Annotated in this window: 15 protein-coding genes; 9 read left to right on the forward strand and 6 right to left on the reverse strand. The window is 76.5% G+C overall.

Annotated features, from left to right (window positions below):
• The first annotated feature begins 252 nt into the window (after positions 1–252).
• The gene (locus tag ACI79X_RS07560) at positions 253–1,845 is read left to right on the forward strand and encodes an acyl-CoA synthetase (protein WP_457024801.1); all 1,593 of its coding nucleotides are present in this window, start codon (positions 253–255) and stop codon (positions 1,843–1,845) included.
• A 28-nt stretch (positions 1,846–1,873) separates the two neighbouring features.
• A complete protein-coding gene (locus tag ACI79X_RS07565) occupies positions 1,874–2,254 on the forward strand; it encodes a hypothetical protein (protein WP_457024802.1) in 381 nt (126 codons plus the stop codon).
• Positions 2,255–2,258: 4 nt separating this feature from the next.
• Here ACI79X_RS07565 and ACI79X_RS07570 read toward each other — a convergent pair whose 3' ends face one another.
• Positions 2,259–2,468, reverse strand: a complete 210-nt coding sequence (locus ACI79X_RS07570) for a dodecin (protein ID WP_457024803.1) — start codon at positions 2,466–2,468, stop codon at positions 2,259–2,261.
• A 196-nt stretch (positions 2,469–2,664) separates the two neighbouring features.
• On the opposite strand from ACI79X_RS07570, the gene ACI79X_RS07575 reads away from it, so the two are divergent.
• The 6 genes from ACI79X_RS07575 (at position 2,665) to ACI79X_RS07600 (ending at position 9,741) form a co-directional block, all read left to right on the forward strand.
• Positions 2,665–3,177: a sigma-70 family RNA polymerase sigma factor gene (locus ACI79X_RS07575; RefSeq protein WP_457024804.1), complete on the forward strand. Its 513-nt coding sequence runs from the start codon at positions 2,665–2,667 to the stop codon at positions 3,175–3,177.
• Positions 3,161–4,267, forward strand: coding sequence for a hypothetical protein (locus tag ACI79X_RS07580; RefSeq protein ID WP_457024805.1), 1,107 nt, complete (start codon positions 3,161–3,163; stop codon positions 4,265–4,267). Before ACI79X_RS07575 ends, ACI79X_RS07580 begins: the two co-directional genes overlap by 17 nt.
• 38 nt (positions 4,268–4,305) lie before the next feature.
• Positions 4,306–5,232, forward strand: a complete 927-nt coding sequence (locus ACI79X_RS07585; RefSeq protein ID WP_457024806.1) for an ABC transporter ATP-binding protein — start codon at positions 4,306–4,308, stop codon at positions 5,230–5,232.
• Positions 5,229–6,074, forward strand: coding sequence for an ABC transporter permease (locus tag ACI79X_RS07590; RefSeq protein ID WP_457024807.1), 846 nt, complete (start codon positions 5,229–5,231; stop codon positions 6,072–6,074). The genes ACI79X_RS07585 and ACI79X_RS07590 overlap by 4 nt, the downstream gene beginning before the upstream one ends.
• A gap of 50 nt (positions 6,075–6,124) precedes the next feature.
• On the forward strand, positions 6,125–8,317 hold the full coding sequence (locus ACI79X_RS07595; RefSeq protein ID WP_457024808.1) for a diguanylate cyclase domain-containing protein: 2,193 nt from the start codon (positions 6,125–6,127) through the stop codon (positions 8,315–8,317).
• Positions 8,318–8,427: 110 nt separating this feature from the next.
• On the forward strand, positions 8,428–9,741 hold the full coding sequence (locus ACI79X_RS07600) for an alpha-amylase family glycosyl hydrolase (RefSeq protein WP_457024809.1): 1,314 nt from the start codon (positions 8,428–8,430) through the stop codon (positions 9,739–9,741).
• Between the two features lie 15 nt (positions 9,742–9,756).
• Here ACI79X_RS07600 and cydC read toward each other — a convergent pair whose 3' ends face one another.
• From cydC to ACI79X_RS07625, 5 genes are all read right to left on the reverse strand, one after another.
• Entirely contained in the window at positions 9,757–11,388 is a 1,632-nt protein-coding gene (gene cydC, locus ACI79X_RS07605; protein WP_457024810.1) for a thiol reductant ABC exporter subunit CydC, read from the reverse strand.
• Positions 11,385–13,046 (reverse strand): thiol reductant ABC exporter subunit CydD, encoded by a 1,662-nt coding sequence (gene cydD / locus ACI79X_RS07610; protein WP_457024811.1) that lies wholly within the window; start codon positions 13,044–13,046, stop codon positions 11,385–11,387. Before cydD ends, cydC begins: the two co-directional genes overlap by 4 nt.
• Positions 13,047–13,056: 10 nt before the next feature.
• Complete coding sequence (cydB, locus tag ACI79X_RS07615) at positions 13,057–14,091, reverse strand: cytochrome d ubiquinol oxidase subunit II (protein WP_457024812.1); 1,035 nt, start codon at positions 14,089–14,091, stop codon at positions 13,057–13,059.
• Positions 14,092–14,093: 2 nt separating this feature from the next.
• The gene (locus tag ACI79X_RS07620) at positions 14,094–15,518 is read right to left on the reverse strand and encodes a cytochrome ubiquinol oxidase subunit I (protein WP_457024813.1); all 1,425 of its coding nucleotides are present in this window, start codon (positions 15,516–15,518) and stop codon (positions 14,094–14,096) included.
• Between the two features lie 138 nt (positions 15,519–15,656).
• The gene (locus ACI79X_RS07625) at positions 15,657–16,025 is read right to left on the reverse strand and encodes a DUF2784 domain-containing protein (protein ID WP_457024814.1); all 369 of its coding nucleotides are present in this window, start codon (positions 16,023–16,025) and stop codon (positions 15,657–15,659) included.
• A gap of 98 nt (positions 16,026–16,123) precedes the next feature.
• On the opposite strand from ACI79X_RS07625, the gene ACI79X_RS07630 reads away from it, so the two are divergent.
• Positions 16,124–17,650: a hypothetical protein gene (locus ACI79X_RS07630; protein WP_457024815.1), complete on the forward strand. Its 1,527-nt coding sequence runs from the start codon at positions 16,124–16,126 to the stop codon at positions 17,648–17,650.
• The last annotated feature ends 7 nt before the right edge of the window (positions 17,651–17,657 follow it).

Below are 17,657 nucleotides of genomic sequence, written 5' to 3' on the forward strand. Positions count from 1 at the left end.
CTCCCGGTGATCCGGCCCCGCGCGGTCTCGCCACATCCCGGTCCGCCGATGTGTGGGGCCCCCGGTGCTTGTGCTGATCGTGACCGCCGTGCTAAGCGCCCTCCCCCCGGTCGGGCGGGGCGCAACCCCCGGTGCCGTGGCGCCCGCGCACACCGGACGGGCCCGGGAGGTGTGCCCGGCCCCATGTCGCCGCGGACCCCTAGGTTGTGCCCCGGGTCACAGGAACCAGCCCTCCGAGCCCCGGGAGACACCGTGTCCGTCGAGGACCTCACCGCCACCACCACGCGGGCGCGCCGGCACGCCCTCGCCGACCTGCTGCGCCGCTCCGCCGCCCGCGCGCCGGGGCGGACGGCGCTGCGCTTCCGCGACCGCTCCTACACCTACGCCGAGCTCGACACCGTCGTCGACCGGACCGCGCACGCGCTGGCCGCGCGGGGCGTGGCGAAGGGCGACCGGGTGGCGCTGCTGTCGCACAACGACGACGGCTACGTGGTGCTCACCGTCGCCCTCGCCCGGCTGGGCGCGGTCGCCGTCCCGGTCAACTTCATGCTCCAGGCCGGCGAGGTCGCGTTCCTCCTCGAGCACTCCGGGGCCACCGGCGTCGTCGCCGAGGCCGCGCTGCTGCCGGTGGCGCAGGAGGCGCTCGTCCTCTCCGGCCGGGACGGCGAGGTCTCCCTGCGCGGCGTGCTCGGCGGCGACGGCGTCGCGCCCGAGGGCTGGGAGCCCTACGAGGCGTGGGCCGCGCACGACGACACCTCGCCGGTCGACGTCCCGGTCGCCGACGACGACGTCCTGCAGCTCATGTACACCAGCGGCACCGAGTCGCGGCCCAAGGGCGTGATGATGACCAGCCGCAGCCTGGTCGCCCAGTACGTCAGCTGCATCGTCGACGGCCGCTACTCCCCCGACGACGTCGCCCTGCACGCCCTGCCGCTGTTCCACGTCGCCGCGCAGCACGTCTTCCTCATGCCGGCGCTCTACCTCGGCGGCACCAACGTCGTCCTCGACTCCCCCGACCCCGCCCGGGTGCTGGAGACGATCGAGCGGGAGCGGATCACCAGCCTGTTCTGCCCGCCGACGGTGTGGATCGGCCTGCTGCGCTCCCCGGACTTCGACCGCCGCGACCTGTCGTCGCTGGCCAAGGGCTACTACGGCGCGTCGATCATGCCGGTGGCCACCGTCGAGGAGCTGTCGCGGCGGCTGCCGGGGATGGCGCTGTTCAACTTCTACGGGCAGACCGAGATGTCCGCCCTCGCGCTGGTGCTGTCCCCCGAGGACCAGCTGCGCAAGCCCGGCTCGGCGGGCACCGCCTGCCTCAACGGCGAGACGCGGCTGGTCGACGACCTCGGGCAGCCGGTGGGCCCCGGCGTCGAGGGCGAGATCGTGCACCGCAGCCCGCACGCCACGGCCGGCTACTGGAACGACCCGGAGAAGACCGCCGAGGCCTTCCGCGACGGCTGGTTCCACAGCGGCGACCTCGGCGTCATGGACGCCGACGGCTACATCACCGTCGTCGACCGCAAGAAGGACGTGATCAAGACCGGCGGGGAGAACGTGGCCAGCCGCGAGGTGGAGGAGGTGCTCTACCAGCACCCCGCCGTCGCCGAGGTGGCCGTCTTCGGCATCCCGCACCCGCGCTGGATCGAGGCGGTCACCGCCGTCGTCGTCCCCCGCGACGGGCAGCCGGTCGACCCCGACGAGCTGGTCGCCTTCTGCCGGGAGCGGCTGGCCGGGTTCAAGACGCCGCGGCACGTGGCGCTCGCCGACGCGCTGCCGAAGAACGCCAGCGGCAAGATCCTCAAGCGCGAGCTGCGCACCACCTACGCCGGGCTCGCGGGCGGGTGATGTCGGTGGCGCCGGGGAGGATGCCGGCGTGCCGACCTTCTTCCTCCCCCGCGCCACCGACGACGAGCAGGCCGAGCGGCTCTACGAGGCGCTGGCGGAGTTCGCCGGGGTCGAGCCCGCGCCGCCGGGCGCGCGGGTCCGCTCGGTCACCTGGACCCACGAGGGCGCGCGCTGGGTGGCCGAGGTCGGCGCGGAGCTGCGCGGGGAGCGGACGACGTCGTCCCTGCGCCGCGGGGAGCTCGTCGAGCACACCGAGACGCTCACCGACCCGGCGCGGGTGCTCGCGATCTACCCGGGCACGCCCGCGCACGTCGTCACCGACGCGCAGCCGATCACCGGCACCGCCTCCCGGTGGCCCAACCCGGTCCCGGTCCGGCCCGACGCGGTGGTGCCGTTCGACCCGCGCTGAGACCTCAGTCCTCCACGCGGAACCCGATCTTCATCGCCACCTGGAAGTACGCGACCTCGCCGTCGACGACCTGGCCGCGCACCTGGGTGACCTCGAACCACTCGACGTTGCGCACCGTCTGCGCCGCCTTGGCGATGCCGGTGCGGATGGCGTCGTCGACGCCGTCGGGGCTGCTGCCGACGACCTCGCTGAGCCGGTAGACGTGGTTGCTCACGGCGGCCTCCTGGACCCGGGCCCGGCGGGCGCCGGGACGCCCGCCCATCCTGTCCCTCCCGGGCGGCGTGTCACATCCGCGGCGCCGGCGGTGCTGTAGGGATGTGGACGTCGTGAGGCAGGCACCGGCCGCCGCCCTCCGGACCGCGTCGGTACGGGGTGCCGTGCGGGAACGAGGCAGGCGGGGGGACGCAGCCGTGGCAGGAGCGCCGGGCGCCGTCCGGGCCGACCTGGAGCAGGTCTTCCGGACCGGGTACCCGGCGGTGGTCTCCGTCGCGGCCCGGGTGCTCGGCTCGCGGGACGAGGCGGAGGACGTCGCCCAGGAGGTGTTCCTGTCCTTCGCCCGCTCGGCGGTGCCCGCCGCCGAGGCGCCCGGCTGGCTGGCCGTCGCCGCCGCCCACACCGCCCTCAACCACCTCCGCTCGGGCCGCCGCCGCGCCGCCCGGGAGGAGGCGGCCACCGACGGGCCCCTGCCCGCCCCCGACGTCGCCGACACCGTCGTCGCGCGCGAGGAGTCCGGCCGCGTGCGCGCCGCGCTCGCCCGGCTGCCGCGCACGCAGGCCGTGGCGCTCGTGTTGCGGCACAGCGGCCTGAGCTACGCCGACGTCGCGGCCGCCCTCGGCCTCTCCCCCGGCAGCGTCGGCACCACCGTCCGACGGGCCGAGTCCGCCCTTCGCGAGGAGTTGACCTCTCATGCGCCTGTTCGCTGACCGCCACCCGACCGACGGCACCCTGCGCCGCCTGGTCGACGAGCCGGCCGGCGTGGCCGACGCCGACCGCGCGCACGTCGCCGGCTGCGACGTCTGCCTGGCCGGCCTCGCTCGGGCCCGCGCCGACGCCGACGCCGTCGGGGCCGCGCTGTCCCCCGCCGCCGGTGGGACCGGCACCGACGCCGCCTGGCACCGGCTGTCCGCCGCGGTCGCCGACCAGGCCCGCCCGGCGCCGTCCCCCGCGCCCGCACCGGCCCGGGCGAGCCGCCGGCGCGGCCCCCTCCGCAGCCCCGTCGTCGCCGCCGTGGGCGTGGCCGTCGTCCTCGGCGGCGCCGGTGCCGCGGCCGCCGCCGACTGGCTGCAGGTGTTCCGCACCGAGGAGGTCGCCGCCGTCCCGGTGAGCACTCCCGACCTCGTCGGCCTGCCCGACCTCACCGCCTACGGCGACGTGGCGTTCGTGTCCGAGCCCGACGTCCGCGAGGTGCCCGACGCCGACGCCGCGGCCGACGCCACCGGGCTGGAGGTCCCCGAGGTCGCCGAGCTGCCCACCGGGGTCACCGGCGAGCCGGCGTACACCGTCGGCGGCCAGGCGGTCGCGGAGTTCACCTTCTCCGCCGACCGTGCCGCGCGGGCCGCCGCCGAGGCCGGCGAGACGCTGCCGCCGCCCCCGGCCGGGCTCGACGGCGCCACGTTCCGGCTGGTCGCCGGCCCCGGCGTCGCCGCGGTGTGGTCCGAGGCCCGCGGGGTGCCGGCCCTCGTGGTCGGCCGGGTCACCGCGCCGGTCGCCTACTCCTCGGGCGTGCCGTTCGAGACCGCGCGCGACTACCTGCTCGGCCTGCCGGGCCTGCCCGACGAGCTCGCCGCGCAGCTGCGCACCTTCACCGGCGACGGGACCACGCTGCCGCTGCCGGTCCCGGCCGAGCTCGCCACCGTCTCCACCGCCGACGTCGACGGCACCGAGGCCACGGTGCTGGCCACCCGCGACGGCACCCTGCACGGCGTCGTCTGGGTCGAGGACGGCGTGGTGACCGGCGTGGCCGGGTCGCTGTCCGAGGACGAGGTCCTCGCCGTCGCCCGGGACCTCGACTGACCGCCGGCCGCACCGCCGCCGCCGGGGACGCCGCGCGGGTGCTCGAGCAGCTGCCGCCGTCCCCGGCGGTGTGGTGCTCGGGGCTGCGCAAGCGGTACGGGAGGCGCACCGCCGTCGACGGCGTGTCCTTCACCGTGGGCCGCGGCGAGGTCGTCGGCCTGCTCGGCCCCAACGGCGCCGGCAAGACCAGCGTCATCAAGATGCTGCTCGGGCTGGTGCGGCCCGACGACGGCGAGGTGCTGCTGCTCGGCCGCCCCGGCCGCGACCCCCGCGCCCGCGAGCGGGTCGGCTACCTGCCCGAGCTCTTCCGGTACCAGCCGTGGCTGACCGCCGCCGAGGTGCTCACCCTGCACGTGCGCCTGTCGGGCGCGCGGGTGCCGGCCGCCGAGCAGGCCGAGGTGCTGGCCCGGGTCGGGCTGGCCGCGCGCAGCGGCGACCGGGTGGGCGGGTTCTCCAAGGGCATGCAGCAGCGCCTCGGCCTGGCCGTGGCGCTGGTGGCCCGCCCGGAGCTGGTCGTCCTCGACGAGCCCACCAGCGCGCTGGACCCGCTGGGCCGGGTCGACGTCCGCGACGTCGTGCTCGACCTGCGCGAACGGGGCGTCGCCGTCCTGCTCAACTCGCACCTGATCGGCGAGGTGGAGCGGGTGTGCGACCGGGTGGTCATCCTCGACCACGGCCGGGTCGCCGCCTCCGGCACGCTCGCCGAGCTGCTCGGCCAGCGCGAGCTGCGGCTGCGCCTCGACGGGCTCACGCCGGCCGCCGAGGCACGGCTGGCCGCCGTCGGCGCGGTCACCCGCACCGGCCGCGAGGTCACCGTGGCGCTGCCCGCCGGCGAGGAGGACGCCGTCGTGCCCGCGCTGGTGGCCGACCTGGTGGGCCTGGGCGTGCGGGTGCACGCCGTGGAGCCCGTGCGGATCAGCCTGGAGGAGCGGCTGCTCGGCATCCTGCGGGAGGAGCACGCATGAGCACGGCGCTCACCTTCGCCGGGCTGACCCTGCGCGAGGCCGCCCGCCGCAAGGTGCTGCGGGCCCTGGGCCTGCTCACCCTGGCGCTGCTGGGCCTGTCGGCGTGGGGCTTCGCCAAGCTCGCCACCGTCGACCCGGAGTTCGGTGCGCTCACCAGCGGCGAGGCCCGGCTGTTCGCCTCCCAGCTGCTCAACCTGGTGATGTTCGGCTACAGCCTCATCGCCGCGCTCGGCACCGCGTTCCTCGCCGGGCCCACGCTGTCCGGCGAGGTCGAGTCCGGGCAGGCGCTGTCGATCCTGGCCCGCCCGGTGCGCCGCGCCACCGTGCTCGCCGGCAAGTGGCTCGGGCTGGTCGCCTTCGGCACCGGCTACGTCTTCGCCGCCGGGCTCGCGCAGTTCGCCGTCGTGTACTGGGCGGTCGGGTTCTGGCCGCCGGACCCGGTCGTGGGGCTGCTGCTGCTCGCCGCGCAGACGACGGTGCTCATGACGCTCGCGCTGCTGCTGGCCACCGCGATCTCCCCGATGGCCTCCGGCATCGTCGCCGTCGGCCTGTTCGGCGCCACCTGGGTGGCCGGGGTGGTGGGCAGCGTCGGCGAGCTGATCGGCAACGACGGCGTCGCGCGGGTCGGCGAGGTGTCGCGGATGCTGCTGCCCACCGACGGGCTGTGGCGCGGGGCCATGCACGCCTTCCAGGACACGACGTCGCTGACCGCGGCCGGCTTCGAGGGCTCCCCGTTCCTGGCGATCGCCCCGCTGAGCACCGGCTACCTGCTGTGGGTGGCGGTCTGGCTGCTGCTCATCGGCGGGCTGGCCGCGCTGTCCTTCGGCCGCCGCGACGTCTGACCCCGTCCGCGCGCCGGGCCGCCCTCCCCCGGGCGTGGGATGCTCGGCCCGTGACGTCGCCCGGTTCGGCGCGGCGCACCGTCCACTCGGTGTACCAGCCGATCGTCGACCTCCTGGACCACGCGCCGGTGGCCGTGGAGGCGCTGGCGCGGGTGGCGCCCGGCACGCCGGGGTCGGCCGAGGGCCTGTTCGCCGCCGCGCGGGCGTCCGGCACCGTCGCCGAGCTCGACGAGGAGTGCCTGCGGTCGGCCCTGTCCGGCGTCGGGCGGGTCCCCGGCGACGTGACCGTCTTCGTCAACATCGAGCCGGTGACGCTGTCGACCCTCGGCCCCCGGCGGCTGGCCGAGCTGGCGGAGCTGACGGCGGACGACGTCCAGGTCGTCCTGGAGGTCACCGAGCGGGAGCTCCTGGAACGCCCCGCCGAGCTGGTCCGAGGCGTCCGCCGTGCGCGCGACATGGGATGGCGGGTCGCCCTCGACGACGTCGGCGCGGAGCAGCGGTGCCTGGCGCTGATGCCCTTCCTCCGGCCCGACGTGATCAAGCTCGACCTGGCGCTGCTGCGCGGCCACACCACGCTGCGCCTGGCGGAGGTGGTCAACGCCGTCCGTGCCGAGGCGGAGCGTTCCGGCGCGCTCGTGCTCGCCGAGGGGATCGAGACCGAGCTGCACCTGGAGAGGGCCCTCGCGCTGGGTGCCCGGCTGGGCCAGGGCTTCATGTTCGGCCGCCCCGGCCCGCCGGACGGCGTGCACCTGTCCGCGCTCCGCCTCCCCCCACCCCCGCCACGGGCCGTCCCCGCGGGGGACGGCTCGCCCTACGCGCTGCTCAGCGCCCGGTCCCCCGCCCAGCGGGCCACGGTGCCGCTGCTCGCCTCGATCACCCGCCAGCTGGAGCGGCAGGCCCTGCTCCTCGACGAGCAGACGGTCGTCCTGGCGAACTTCCAGAGCGAGCAGGCCATGACGCCCCGGACGCGGCGCCGCTACGAGTCGCTGGCCGCCGTCTCCGCGCTCACCGCCGTCACGGGCGTGGGCATGCCGGAGGAACCCGCTCCCGGCGTCCTCGGCACGGCGCTGGCGGCCGGCGGGCCGCTCGCCGACCAGTGGGCGGTCGCCGTCGTCGGGCCGCACTTCGCCGCGGCGCTCGCGGCCCGCGACGTGCCCGCCGCCGACACGGGACCCGGGCCTCCGGACCGGCGGCTGGACTACGTGCTGACCTACGACCGGCAGCGCGTCCTCGAGACCGCGGGCCTCCTCCTCGACAACGTGCGGGCCGCCACGCCCGGGCCGGCCGCGGGTGCCCCGGCGGCCCCCCCGGTGCGGGGGGTCCTGTCGGTCGCCACGACCGAGCTCCCCCACCTGCTGATGCGCGCCATCGCGACGGCCAGCAGCGGCATCGTCATCGCCGACGCGGTGCAGTCCGACCTCCCGCTGGTCTACGCCAACGCGGCGTTCCTGCGGCTGACCGGATACGCGCGGGACGAGGTCCTCGGGCGCAACTGCCGGTTCCTGCAGGGCCCGGACACCGACCCCAGCCAGGTCCAGCCGATCCGCCGGCGGATGCTGGCCGGGCGGGACGTGCACACCGTCCTGCTGAACTACCGGCGCGACGGCACGCCGTTCTGGAACGACTTCCGGATCAGCCCGGTCACCGACGCGACCGGCGAGATCACCCACTACATCGGGACCCAGCTCGACGTCACCGAGCGGGTGGAGCGCGAGCGCCGCACGACGCACCTCGCCCACCACGACCCGCTGACCGGGCTGCCGAACCGGGCCCACGTCCTCGAGCACCTGCACCTGGAGCTGCGGCGCGCGCGCAGGAGCGGCACCAGCGTGGCCGCCGTCATGCTCGACCTCAACGGGTTCAAGGCCGTCAACGACCGATTCGGCCACGCCACCGGCGACGCGGCGCTGGTCGGGGCCGCCCGCCGCCTGCGGTCGGCCGTCCGCGCCGGCGACCTGCTGGGCCGGCTCGGCGGGGACGAGTTCCTCGTCGTCCTCACCGGCCTGCCGCCGACGGACGGGGCGGCTCCGGGCGACGGTGCCGCCCCGACCGCGGACGAGACCGTCGACCGGGTGCGGCAGCACCTCCACGACGCCCTCACCGACCCGATGGAGCTGCCCGGGGTCACCGTCCGGCTCAGTGCGAGCTCCGGCGCCGCGCTCCACCCCCGTGACGCCGACGACCCGGCCGCGCTGATCGCCCGGGCGGACGCGGCCATGTACCGGGACAAGCCGGCCCCCTGAGGCCGGGGAGGGTGCGGCCTCCCCGCCCCGCCCGCACCGCGCCCGCCGAGCACCGGGCACGATGCTGTCGCGGGCGGCCGGCCGGCCGCGCGCCGACCGAGAGGGGACCCGTGCCTGCCTGGGCGTCCGACGCGATCTGGTGGCAGGTGCACCCCCTGTCCTTCACCGGCGCCGAGCGCGAGGCGCTGCCGCCCGGGGAGGTCCGGCACCGGCTGCCGCACCTGCAGCGGTGGCTGGACCACCTGCTCGCCCTGGGCTGCAACGGCCTGGCGCTCGGCCCGATCGCGGCCAGCTCCACCCACGGCTACGACACCGTCGACCACTTCCGGGTCGACCCGCGCCTGGGAGACGACGCCGACGTCGACGCGCTGTTCACCGCGGCCCGCGAGCGCGGCATCCGGGTGCTGCTCGACGGGGTGTTCAACCACGTCGGCCGCGAGCACCCCGCCTTCCGCGCCGTCGTCGAGCAGGGCCCGGGCGCCCCGACGGCGGAACTGTTCCGGCTGTCCTGGGCCGAGGGCTGGACGCCGGGCACCGCGCCGCGCGCCGACGTCTTCGAGGGCCACGACATCCTCGTCGAGCTCGACCACTCCTCCCCCGCCGTCGCCGACCTGGTCACCCGGGTCATGACGCACTGGCTCGACCGCGGCGCCGACGGGTGGCGCCTGGACGCCGCCTACGCGGTGCCGCCGTCGTTCTGGGCGCGCGTGCTGCCGGCCGTGCGCGCCGCGCACCCCGGCGCCTACGTCGTCGGCGAGGTCATCCACGGCGACTACCCGCGGGTCGTCGCCGAGGGCGGGCTGGACTCGGTCACCCAGTACGAGCTGTGGCAGGCCACCTGGCACGGCATCGCCGACCGGAACCTGTTCGAGCTGGCCTGGTCGCTGCAGCGGCACGGGGAGTTCCTGCGCTCCTTCGTGCCGTGGACGTTCGTGGGCAACCACGACGTCACCCGCATCGCCAGCGCCGTGGGCGACCCGCGGCACCTGCCGCACGCGCTCGCGGTGCTGTTCACCGTGGGCGGGACGCCGGCGGTGTGGTCGGGCGACGAGCACGCGTTCACCGGCGTCAAGGAGCACCGCGCCGGCGGCGACGACGCCGTCCGGCCGCCGTTCCCGGCCGACCCCGGCGGGCTGTCCCCGCTGGGCGCCCCGACGTTCGCGCTGCACCAGGAGCTCGTCGGGCTGCGCCGCCGGCACCGGTGGCTGCACACCGCCGCGCCCGAGCAGGTGCACGTGGCCAACGAGCAGCTGGTCTACGCGGTCGCGGGCGACGGGCAGCGGCTGCTGGTGGCGCTCAACCTGGGCGACGCCGCGGCCCGCGTGCCCGCCCCCGGCGCGGGGACGGTGCTCGCCGGGGCCGCCACGGTCCGCCGCGACGCCGTCGAGCTGCCGCCGCACGGCTGGGCGGTGCTCACCGGCTGACGCCGCTCATCCCGCTCAGCGGCCGGCCGGGGACGGGGCGGCGAGCGCCACCACCCGCCAGCGGTCGTCGAGGGCGGCGGCGTCGTGCGTGACCAGCAGGACGGCGCGCGGGTCCCGGCCGAGCAGGTCGAGCACCCGCTCCGCGGTCGCCGGGTCGAGGGAGGCGGTCGGCTCGTCGAGCAGCAGCACGTCCGCCCGGCTCAGCAGCACGCGCGCCAGCGCCACCCGGGCCCGCTCCCCCGCCGACAGCCGCGACCCGCCCTCGCCCACCCAGCCGCCCAGGCCCGGCGACACCGCGAGCCCGCCCAGCCCGAGGTCGGCGAGGACGGCGAGCAGCTCGTCGTCGGTCGCGTCCTGCCGGCCGAGACGCAGGTTGGCCGCCAGGGTGCTGCCGAGCACCTGCGGCTCCTGCGCGCTCCACAGCACCCGCGACCGGACGCCGTCGAGCGGGAGCCGGCGCAGGTCGGTGCCGCCGAGCGCGACCCGGCCGGCGTCGGGATCGCGGACGCGGGCGGCCAGCGCCAGCAGCGTGCTCTTTCCGGCCCCGCTCGGCCCGGTGAGCGCCACCTTCGCGCCCGGCGGGAGGTCGAGGTCCAGCCCGGCGAGGACGGGGCCGGGCGCCTCCGGGTGGCGCACCGTCACGCCCTCGAGGCGCAGGCCGGAGCCGGCGGGCAGGGGCGGCGGGTCCGCGGGGTCGGCCACGGCGGGACGGCGGCCGCCCAGCTCCGCCACCCGCCGGGCGGCCGCGGTGATGCCGCCGGCGGCGCTCCAGGCGGCCCCCAGGCCGCCGACCGCCTCGAAGGCGCCGAGCACGCCGAGCGCGCAGGCGGCCAGGAGCGGCGCGCCGGTGTCCCCGCGGGCGACGTCCTGCCCGACGATCCACAGCGCCGCGACCACGCCGATTCCGGGGACGCCCTCCCGGCACAGGGTGGTGACGGCGGCCAGCCGCGCGGCCGCCCGCTCGGCCTCCTCCTGCCGCTCCAGGTGCCCGCCGAGCGCGCGCAGGGCCGTGGCGCCGCCGTCGCCGGTGAGGTGGTCGGTCAGGCCCCGGACCAGGTCCAGGGTGTCGGCGGTGACGTCGGCGTCGGCCCGGGCGGCGGCGACCGCGGCGCGGCGCCCGGCCCGCGCGGCGGCCGCCGGGACGGCGGTGCCGAGGACGAGCAGCAGCACCGCGAGGACGGCCGCGGTGGGCGGGGACACCAGGGCGGTGAGCGCGACGGCGGCCCCGCCGGCCAGCACGGCGACGCCGGCCGGCGCCACCAGCCGGACGACGACGCCCTGCAGCTCGTCGACGTCGGAGCGCACCCGGGCCAGCAGCTCCCCGCCGCGGACCCCGACGAGGGCCGCGGGCGCCAGCGGCACCAGGCGCTCGAGCACGCGCTCGCGCACCGCGGCGACCGCCCGCAGCGTGACGTCGTGGGTGACCAGCCGCTCGGCGTACCGCAGCGCGGCCCGCGCGACGCCGAACAACCGCACGCCGGTGATCAGCGGCATGAGCACCAGCAGGGTGCGCGGCCGCTGCGCCGCCCCGGTGATCAACGCGCCGGAGGTGGCCAGCAGCGCCGCGCCGGCGAGGACGGTGAGCGCGCCGAGGACCACGGCCAGCCCGGCGCGGGGCCCGCGGACCAGCGCCAGGACCTCCCTCACCGGGGCACCGCCGGTTCCCGCAGCCGCCCGCCGTCGAGGCCGACCACGCGGTCGTGCAGGGCCAGCGGGGCGCCGCGGTGGGTGACGGTGACCAGGGTGCGGCCGCGCGCCAGCTCGTCGAGGGCGGCGAGCACCTGCTGCTCGGTGGCGGCGTCGAGCTGGCCGGTGGGCTCGTCGAGGACCAGCAGCGCGGCGTCGGCGACGAGGGCGCGGGCGATCGCCAGCCGGACCCGCTCACCGCCGGACAGCCGCGCCGCGTCCTCCCCCAGCGGGGTGTCCGCGCCGCGGGGCAGGCCGCGCACGAGGGCGGTGAGCCCGGCCCGGTCGAGCGCCCGGGCCACGTCGGCGTCGGACGCGCCGGGCCGGCCGAGCCGCACGTTGTCGGCGACGGTGCCGGGCAGCAGCCACGGCCGCTCGGGGACGTGTGCCACGCGGGCGCGCCAGGACGCGGGGTCGAGCTCGGTCAGCGGGACCCCGTCGACCAGCACGGTGCCGGCGTCGGGCTGCGCGAGGCCCAGCAGCAGCCGCACCAGCGTGGTCTTGCCGGCGCCGCTGGGCCCGACGAGCGCGGTGCGGGAGCCCGGCGGCAGGTCCAGGTCGACGCCGTCGAGCGCGGTGCGGGTGCCGTACCGGACGGTGACGCCGCGCAGCGCCAGGGCCGGGACGCCGGCGGGCGCGGGGCGGGTGCCGCGGGCGGGCACCGGGGTGTCGAGCAGCGCGAACACCCGCTCGGCGGCCGGGCGGCCCTCCAGGCTCGCGTGCCGGTCGGCGCCCAGGGCCCGCAGCGGCGCGAAGAACTCGGGGGTGAGCAGCAGCACCAGCAGCGCCCGCTCGAGCTGCAGGTCGCCCTCGAACAGCCGCACGCCGACGGTGACGGCCACCAGCGCCGTGCACAGCACCGCGCCGAACTCGAGCACGAAGCCGGAGAGGAAGGCGGTGCGCAGCAGCCGCATCGTGCCCGCGCGGTGCGCCTCGCTCACGCCGGCGAGCCACCGGGTGCTGCCGCGGGCCCGGCCGTGCGCGACCAGCGTGGGCAGCACGCGCACGGTGTCGGCCAGCACCGCGCCGAGCCGGCCGAGGGTCTCCCAGGACGAGCGGGCGGCCCGCGCGGCGAAGGTGCCGGTGAGCCACAGGAAGAACACCAGCAGCGGGCCGGTGAGCAGCAGCAGACCGCCGCTGGCCGGGTCGAGCACGAGCACGGTGGCCGCGACCAGCGGCGGGACGACCGCCGCGGCCGCCGCGCCGGGCGCGAGCCGGCCGACCACGCCGTCGAGCTTGGCCACGCCCTCGGTGACGGTAGTGGCCAGCTCCCCGGCGCGCTCGCCGGCGGCGTGCCCGGGGCCGAGGTCGAGCAGCCGGCGCAGCAGCGCGGCGCGCAGCTCGCGGCGCACGCGGGCCGAGGTGCGGGCGGCGGCGCGGTCGCGCAGGCCGAGCAGCGCGGCGCGCGCCAGCCAGGCGGCGAGCACGCCGGCCAGGGCGCCGGTGAGCTCCGCGGGGGCCGCGCGGCCGAGGGCCACCCGGGAGACGACGGCGGCCACGAGCGCCCACTGCACGACCAGCAGCGCCCAGGTGAGCACCCCCGCGGCCGCGCAGCCGGCCAGCAGCCGGCGGGGGCCGGGCAGGGCGAGCAGCCGCCGCGTCGGGCTCGGGTCGCTCACGGGCGGCGCGTCAGTAGCCGTGGGTCAGGGCGCCCTCGTCGGGCCGCACCCGCTCCCGGAAGACGTAGTAGTTCCAGATCTGGTAGCCGATGATCAGCGGCAGGAAGATCCCGCCCACCCAGGTCATGAGCACCAGCGTGTAGTGCTGGCTGGCCGTCTCCCGCAGCGTGAGCCCGTTGGCGGGGTCGAGCGTGGAGGGCAGCACCTCGCCGCGGGTGAACAGGGCGAGGAACACCGTGACGGTGGCGAACAGGATGGTCAGCCCGCTCATCGTGAAGGCCAGGGTGTCCCGCCGCCGGGACAGCGCCAGCCAGATGGTGGCCAGGGTGAGGAACGCCAGCACCGGGAACACCCACGGCACGACGCCGAAGCTCTCGAACAGGCCCTCGGTCACGTAGCCCATCACGACGAACGCCACGATCGCCACGGTGGCCAGCGCGCCCCAGCGCAGCGCGGCGGTGCGCGCCCGGTTGTAGAGCACGGTGTCGGTGTGCAGGCGCAGGAGCAGGAAGTTCGCGCCGTGCAGCATGAACAGCAGGAGCGTCGTCACCCCGCCCACCAGGGAGAACGGGGTGAACATCGCGGCGAACCCGCCCTCGACGCGGGAGTCGGCGTTCACCGGCAGGCCCTCGATGAGCTTGGCCATGATGACGCCCCACAGGAACGAGGGGACGACGCTGCCGCCGAAGGACATCCAGTCCCAGAACGCCCGCCAGCGGGCGCTGTCGACCTGGTTGCGGTACTCGAAGGAGACACCGCGCAGCAGCAGCGCCAGCAGGATGAGCACGAACAGCGGGTACATGCCGCTGAACACCGCGCCGTACCAGACGGGGAACGTCGAGAACATCAGCCCGGCGGCGGCGATGACCCACACCTCGTTGCCGTCCCAGAACGGGCCGATCGTGCCGGTGAGCGCGCGCTCCTCGGCCTCGGTGCGGGCGAGCGTCGGCCGCAGGATGTCGACGCCGAAGTCGAAGCCCTCGAGGAAGAAGTAGAGGGTGAACGTCAGCGCGATGAGCCAGAACCAGAGCGTGACGAGGTCCACCGTCAGTTCCGCCTCTCGTACCCCTGGAAGCCGGCGTCCTCGTAGTCCGGCGCGGGCGCGGCGACCAGCTGGGCGTCCGGCTTGCGGTGGATGCCGGCCCGGGCGGTCACGCTGAGCAGGTAGATGTCGAGGCCGATGAGCGCGAGGTACACCGCCCACAGGCCGACCAGGCCGGCGAGGACCTCCCCGGCGGTGTTGGCGCTGACGCCCTCGGTGACGGTGAGCTCGCCGTAGACCATGAACGGCTGGCGGCCCATCTCGGTGACCATCCACCCGGTGAAGTTGGCGATCCAGGGCAGCGGGATGAACCAGACCAGCGCGCGCAGGAACCAGCGGGTGCTGTCGAGCCCGCCCTTGCGCCGCCACCAGAGGAACAGGCCGAGGAACGCCGTCGCCAGCAGCAGGGAGCCGATGGCGACCATGATCCGGAAGGACCAGTACACCCAGGCGACCGGCGGGGTGTAGTCGTCCTCGCCGTAGGCGGCGTCGTACTGCTCCTCGATCTGGTTGATGCCGTCGTAGCGGCCCTCGAGGCTGTTGTAGGCGAGGATCGAGCCCACGTAGGGGATCTCGACGCTCCACCGGTTCTCCCGCGCGTCCTGGTCGATGAGCGCGACCAGCGACCACGGCGCGGGTGACTCCGAGGTCTCCCACTGCGCCTCCATCGCCGCGAACTTCATCGGCTGGTCCTCGCGGGCGACCTGGGCCTCGGTGTGCCCGCTGACCACGGAGAAGACGGTGCCGACGGCGGCGAAGACCAGCCCGATGCGCAGCGACCGGGAGTAGACGTCGGTGTCCTGCCGGCGCAGCAGGTGGAAGGCGCTGATGCCGAGGACGAAGAAGGCGGCCACCACCCAGGCGCTGCCCTGCACGTGGGCGAAGTACAGCCAGGCCTTGTAGTTGAAGACCACGGCGCCGAAGTCGGTGAGCCGCGCCTGGCCGTCGACCACCTCGTAGCCGACCGGGTGGTGCATCCAGGCGTTGGCCAGCACGATCCAGAACGCGCTGATCTGGGTGCCGATGGCCACCAGCCAGATGCTCCCCAGGCGCATCCACGGCTTGAGCCGGTCCTTGCCGAACCACCACAGCCCGATGAAGGTGCTCTCGAGGAAGAACGCCATGAGCACCTCGAGCGCCAGCGGGACGCCGAAGATGTTGCCGACGAAGTCGGAGTACTCGCTCCAGTTCATCCCGAACTGGAACTCCTGCACGATCCCGGTCACGACGCCGACGGCGAAGTTGATGAGGAACAGGTGACCGAAGAAGTTGGTCATCTTCCCGTAGACCTCGCGCCGCTCCGAGCGGCGGTGGGCGATGGTCTCCATGACCGCGATGAGGAAGGCCAGTCCCACGGTCAGCGAGACGAAGAAGAAGTGGAAGATGCTGGTCGAGGCGAACTGGAACCGGCTGAGCTCGACCACGTCCACGGGCCACCACCTCGTCCGGACGCCGGTCGCGGGGAAGGGCGGCGCGGTGCTGCGCCGAGGTCGCGGGGCGTCCGGGGACGAGGGTTGCACCCCACCGGCTGGGGCGCAGCCCGGGGAGCCGATCCGGCCGGGCTGCCGTCAGCGGCCGGCGCGCCGGTGCCGCCGCAGCGCCAGGACGTAGGAGGCGACCGCGATGCCCGTCGAGGTCAGCCAGGCCGCCGTCTCGTACCGCGCCGGGAACAGGACGCCGTGCAGGTGGTGGGCGATGAAGCTGCCCTCGTACGGCACCCGGCCGCCGGCCTCCAGCAGCGCCTTCTCGAGGGTCGTGAGCGGGCATGTGAAGCCGGCCAGCGTGATGACGGCGGCGTACAGGGTGGTGGCCAGGCTCGGCCACAGCCAGGCCAGCCCGCGCAGCGCCAGGAAGCCACCGAAGACGACGTAGCCGAGGAAGGCCAGGTGCACGACGGCGACGACCGCCGCGGCCGCCAGGGCCAGCCCGCTCCCCACGCGCGGAGGATAGGGCCGCGGGGACCCGCCGCGCCCGGTCCGCCGGACGGCGGTCGGTGGGAGGAGGTGCCCTCGGGCGGTCCGCGGTTGGATGGGGCGTGGCCTTCCCGGCGGTCCCGGCCCTCGCGCCGGCCCCCTCGCCCGGGAGTCCGGCGAGGCGGTTCCTCGTCCCGCTGTGCCTGGTCGTGGTCCTCGTCCGGGCCGGCTACGTCCTGCGGCCGCTGCGCAACGACGAGGGCGGCTACCTGCTCGTGGCGCGGCAGTGGCACACGGGCGGCGAGTTCCTCTACGGCGACTACTTCGTCGACCGCCCGCCGCTGCTCATGGCCGTCTTCAGGATCGCGTCGCTGACGGGGTGGGACCAGGCCATCCGGGCCCTCGCCGTCCCGTTCGTCCTGGCGTTCGTCCTCGGCGGCTGGCGGGCCGGCACCCTGCTGGCGGGGCCGGCGGGCGGGCGGTGGGCCGCCGCGGTGGCCGCGGCGGTCACCTGCTCCCCGGCGCTGGCGGCGGAGCAGGCGGACGGCGAGCTGTTCGGGGCCGCAGTGGTGATGGCGGCGCTCGCGCTCGCGCTGTCCGCCTGGCACGCCGCCTCTCCCGGGCGCCGGTTCGGCCTGGCCGTCGCCGCCGGCGCGACGGCCGCCGCCGCGCCACTGGTCAAGCAGAGCCTGCTGGAGGGGCTGCTGCTGCTCGCCGGCCTGGTCCTCCTGGGGTCGTGGGGCCGTGACGCGGACCGCCGCCGCGCCCTCCAACTGGGCGGTGGCGGCCTCCTGGGCGCGCTGCTGCCCGCCGCCCTGCTCGCGCTGTGGCTGGTGGCGGCCCGGATCGACCCGGCCGACGCCTGGTTCGACCTCGTCGCCTCCCGCGGCGTCGCGTTCGACGTCCTCTGGTCGACCAGTCCCGGCGACTCGGTCCGCCGGGCGGGACAGCTTCTGGTGCTGGGCACGGTGACCGGCCTCCTGCCGGTCGTGGTCACGTGGCTCGTCACCGGCCGCCGCGCCCCGCGGACGGGGCCGGCCGGCGTGCGGCTGATCACGCCGCTCCTGGTCTACGGCGTCGCCGGGATCGCGTCGGGTGGCGCCTACTGGCCCCCGTACCTGCTGCAGCTCGCGCCGGCCGCCGTCCTCGCCGCCGGCGCGCTGGCGCCGTCGGTCGCCCGCTCCGGCGCCTGGATGCGCGGCTGCTGCCGGCTGGCCGTGGCCGCCGCACTCGTGGGCACACTGGCCTCCACCCTGGTCCACGCCACGGCCCCGTCGGCGTGGGCCGGCCAGCGGACCGGCGAGTGGCTGGCCGACTCGAAGGCGGCGGGCGACACCGGCTTCGTGGCCTACGGCCTCCCCTCCGTGCTGGAGGCCGCGGACCTGCCGTCGCCCTATCCGCACCTGTGGAGCGCGGCGATGCGCACCCTCGACCCCGCCCAGGCCCGGCTGCGGGCCACCCTGGCGGGACCGGAGGCGCCGGCGTGGATCGTCCAGGTCAACGGTCTGGACGCGTGGGGCATCGACGAGGGGTCCCGGCTGCGGGACCTGCTGCGCGAGCGCTACCGGGTCGTGGCCGAGATCTGCGGCCACCGGGTGTGGCTGCGCGCGGACCTCACCCGCGAGCTCGCCCCGGCCCCGCGGTGCTGAGCCGCAC

It is taken from the genome of Geodermatophilus sp. SYSU D01119 (assembly GCF_054049975.1).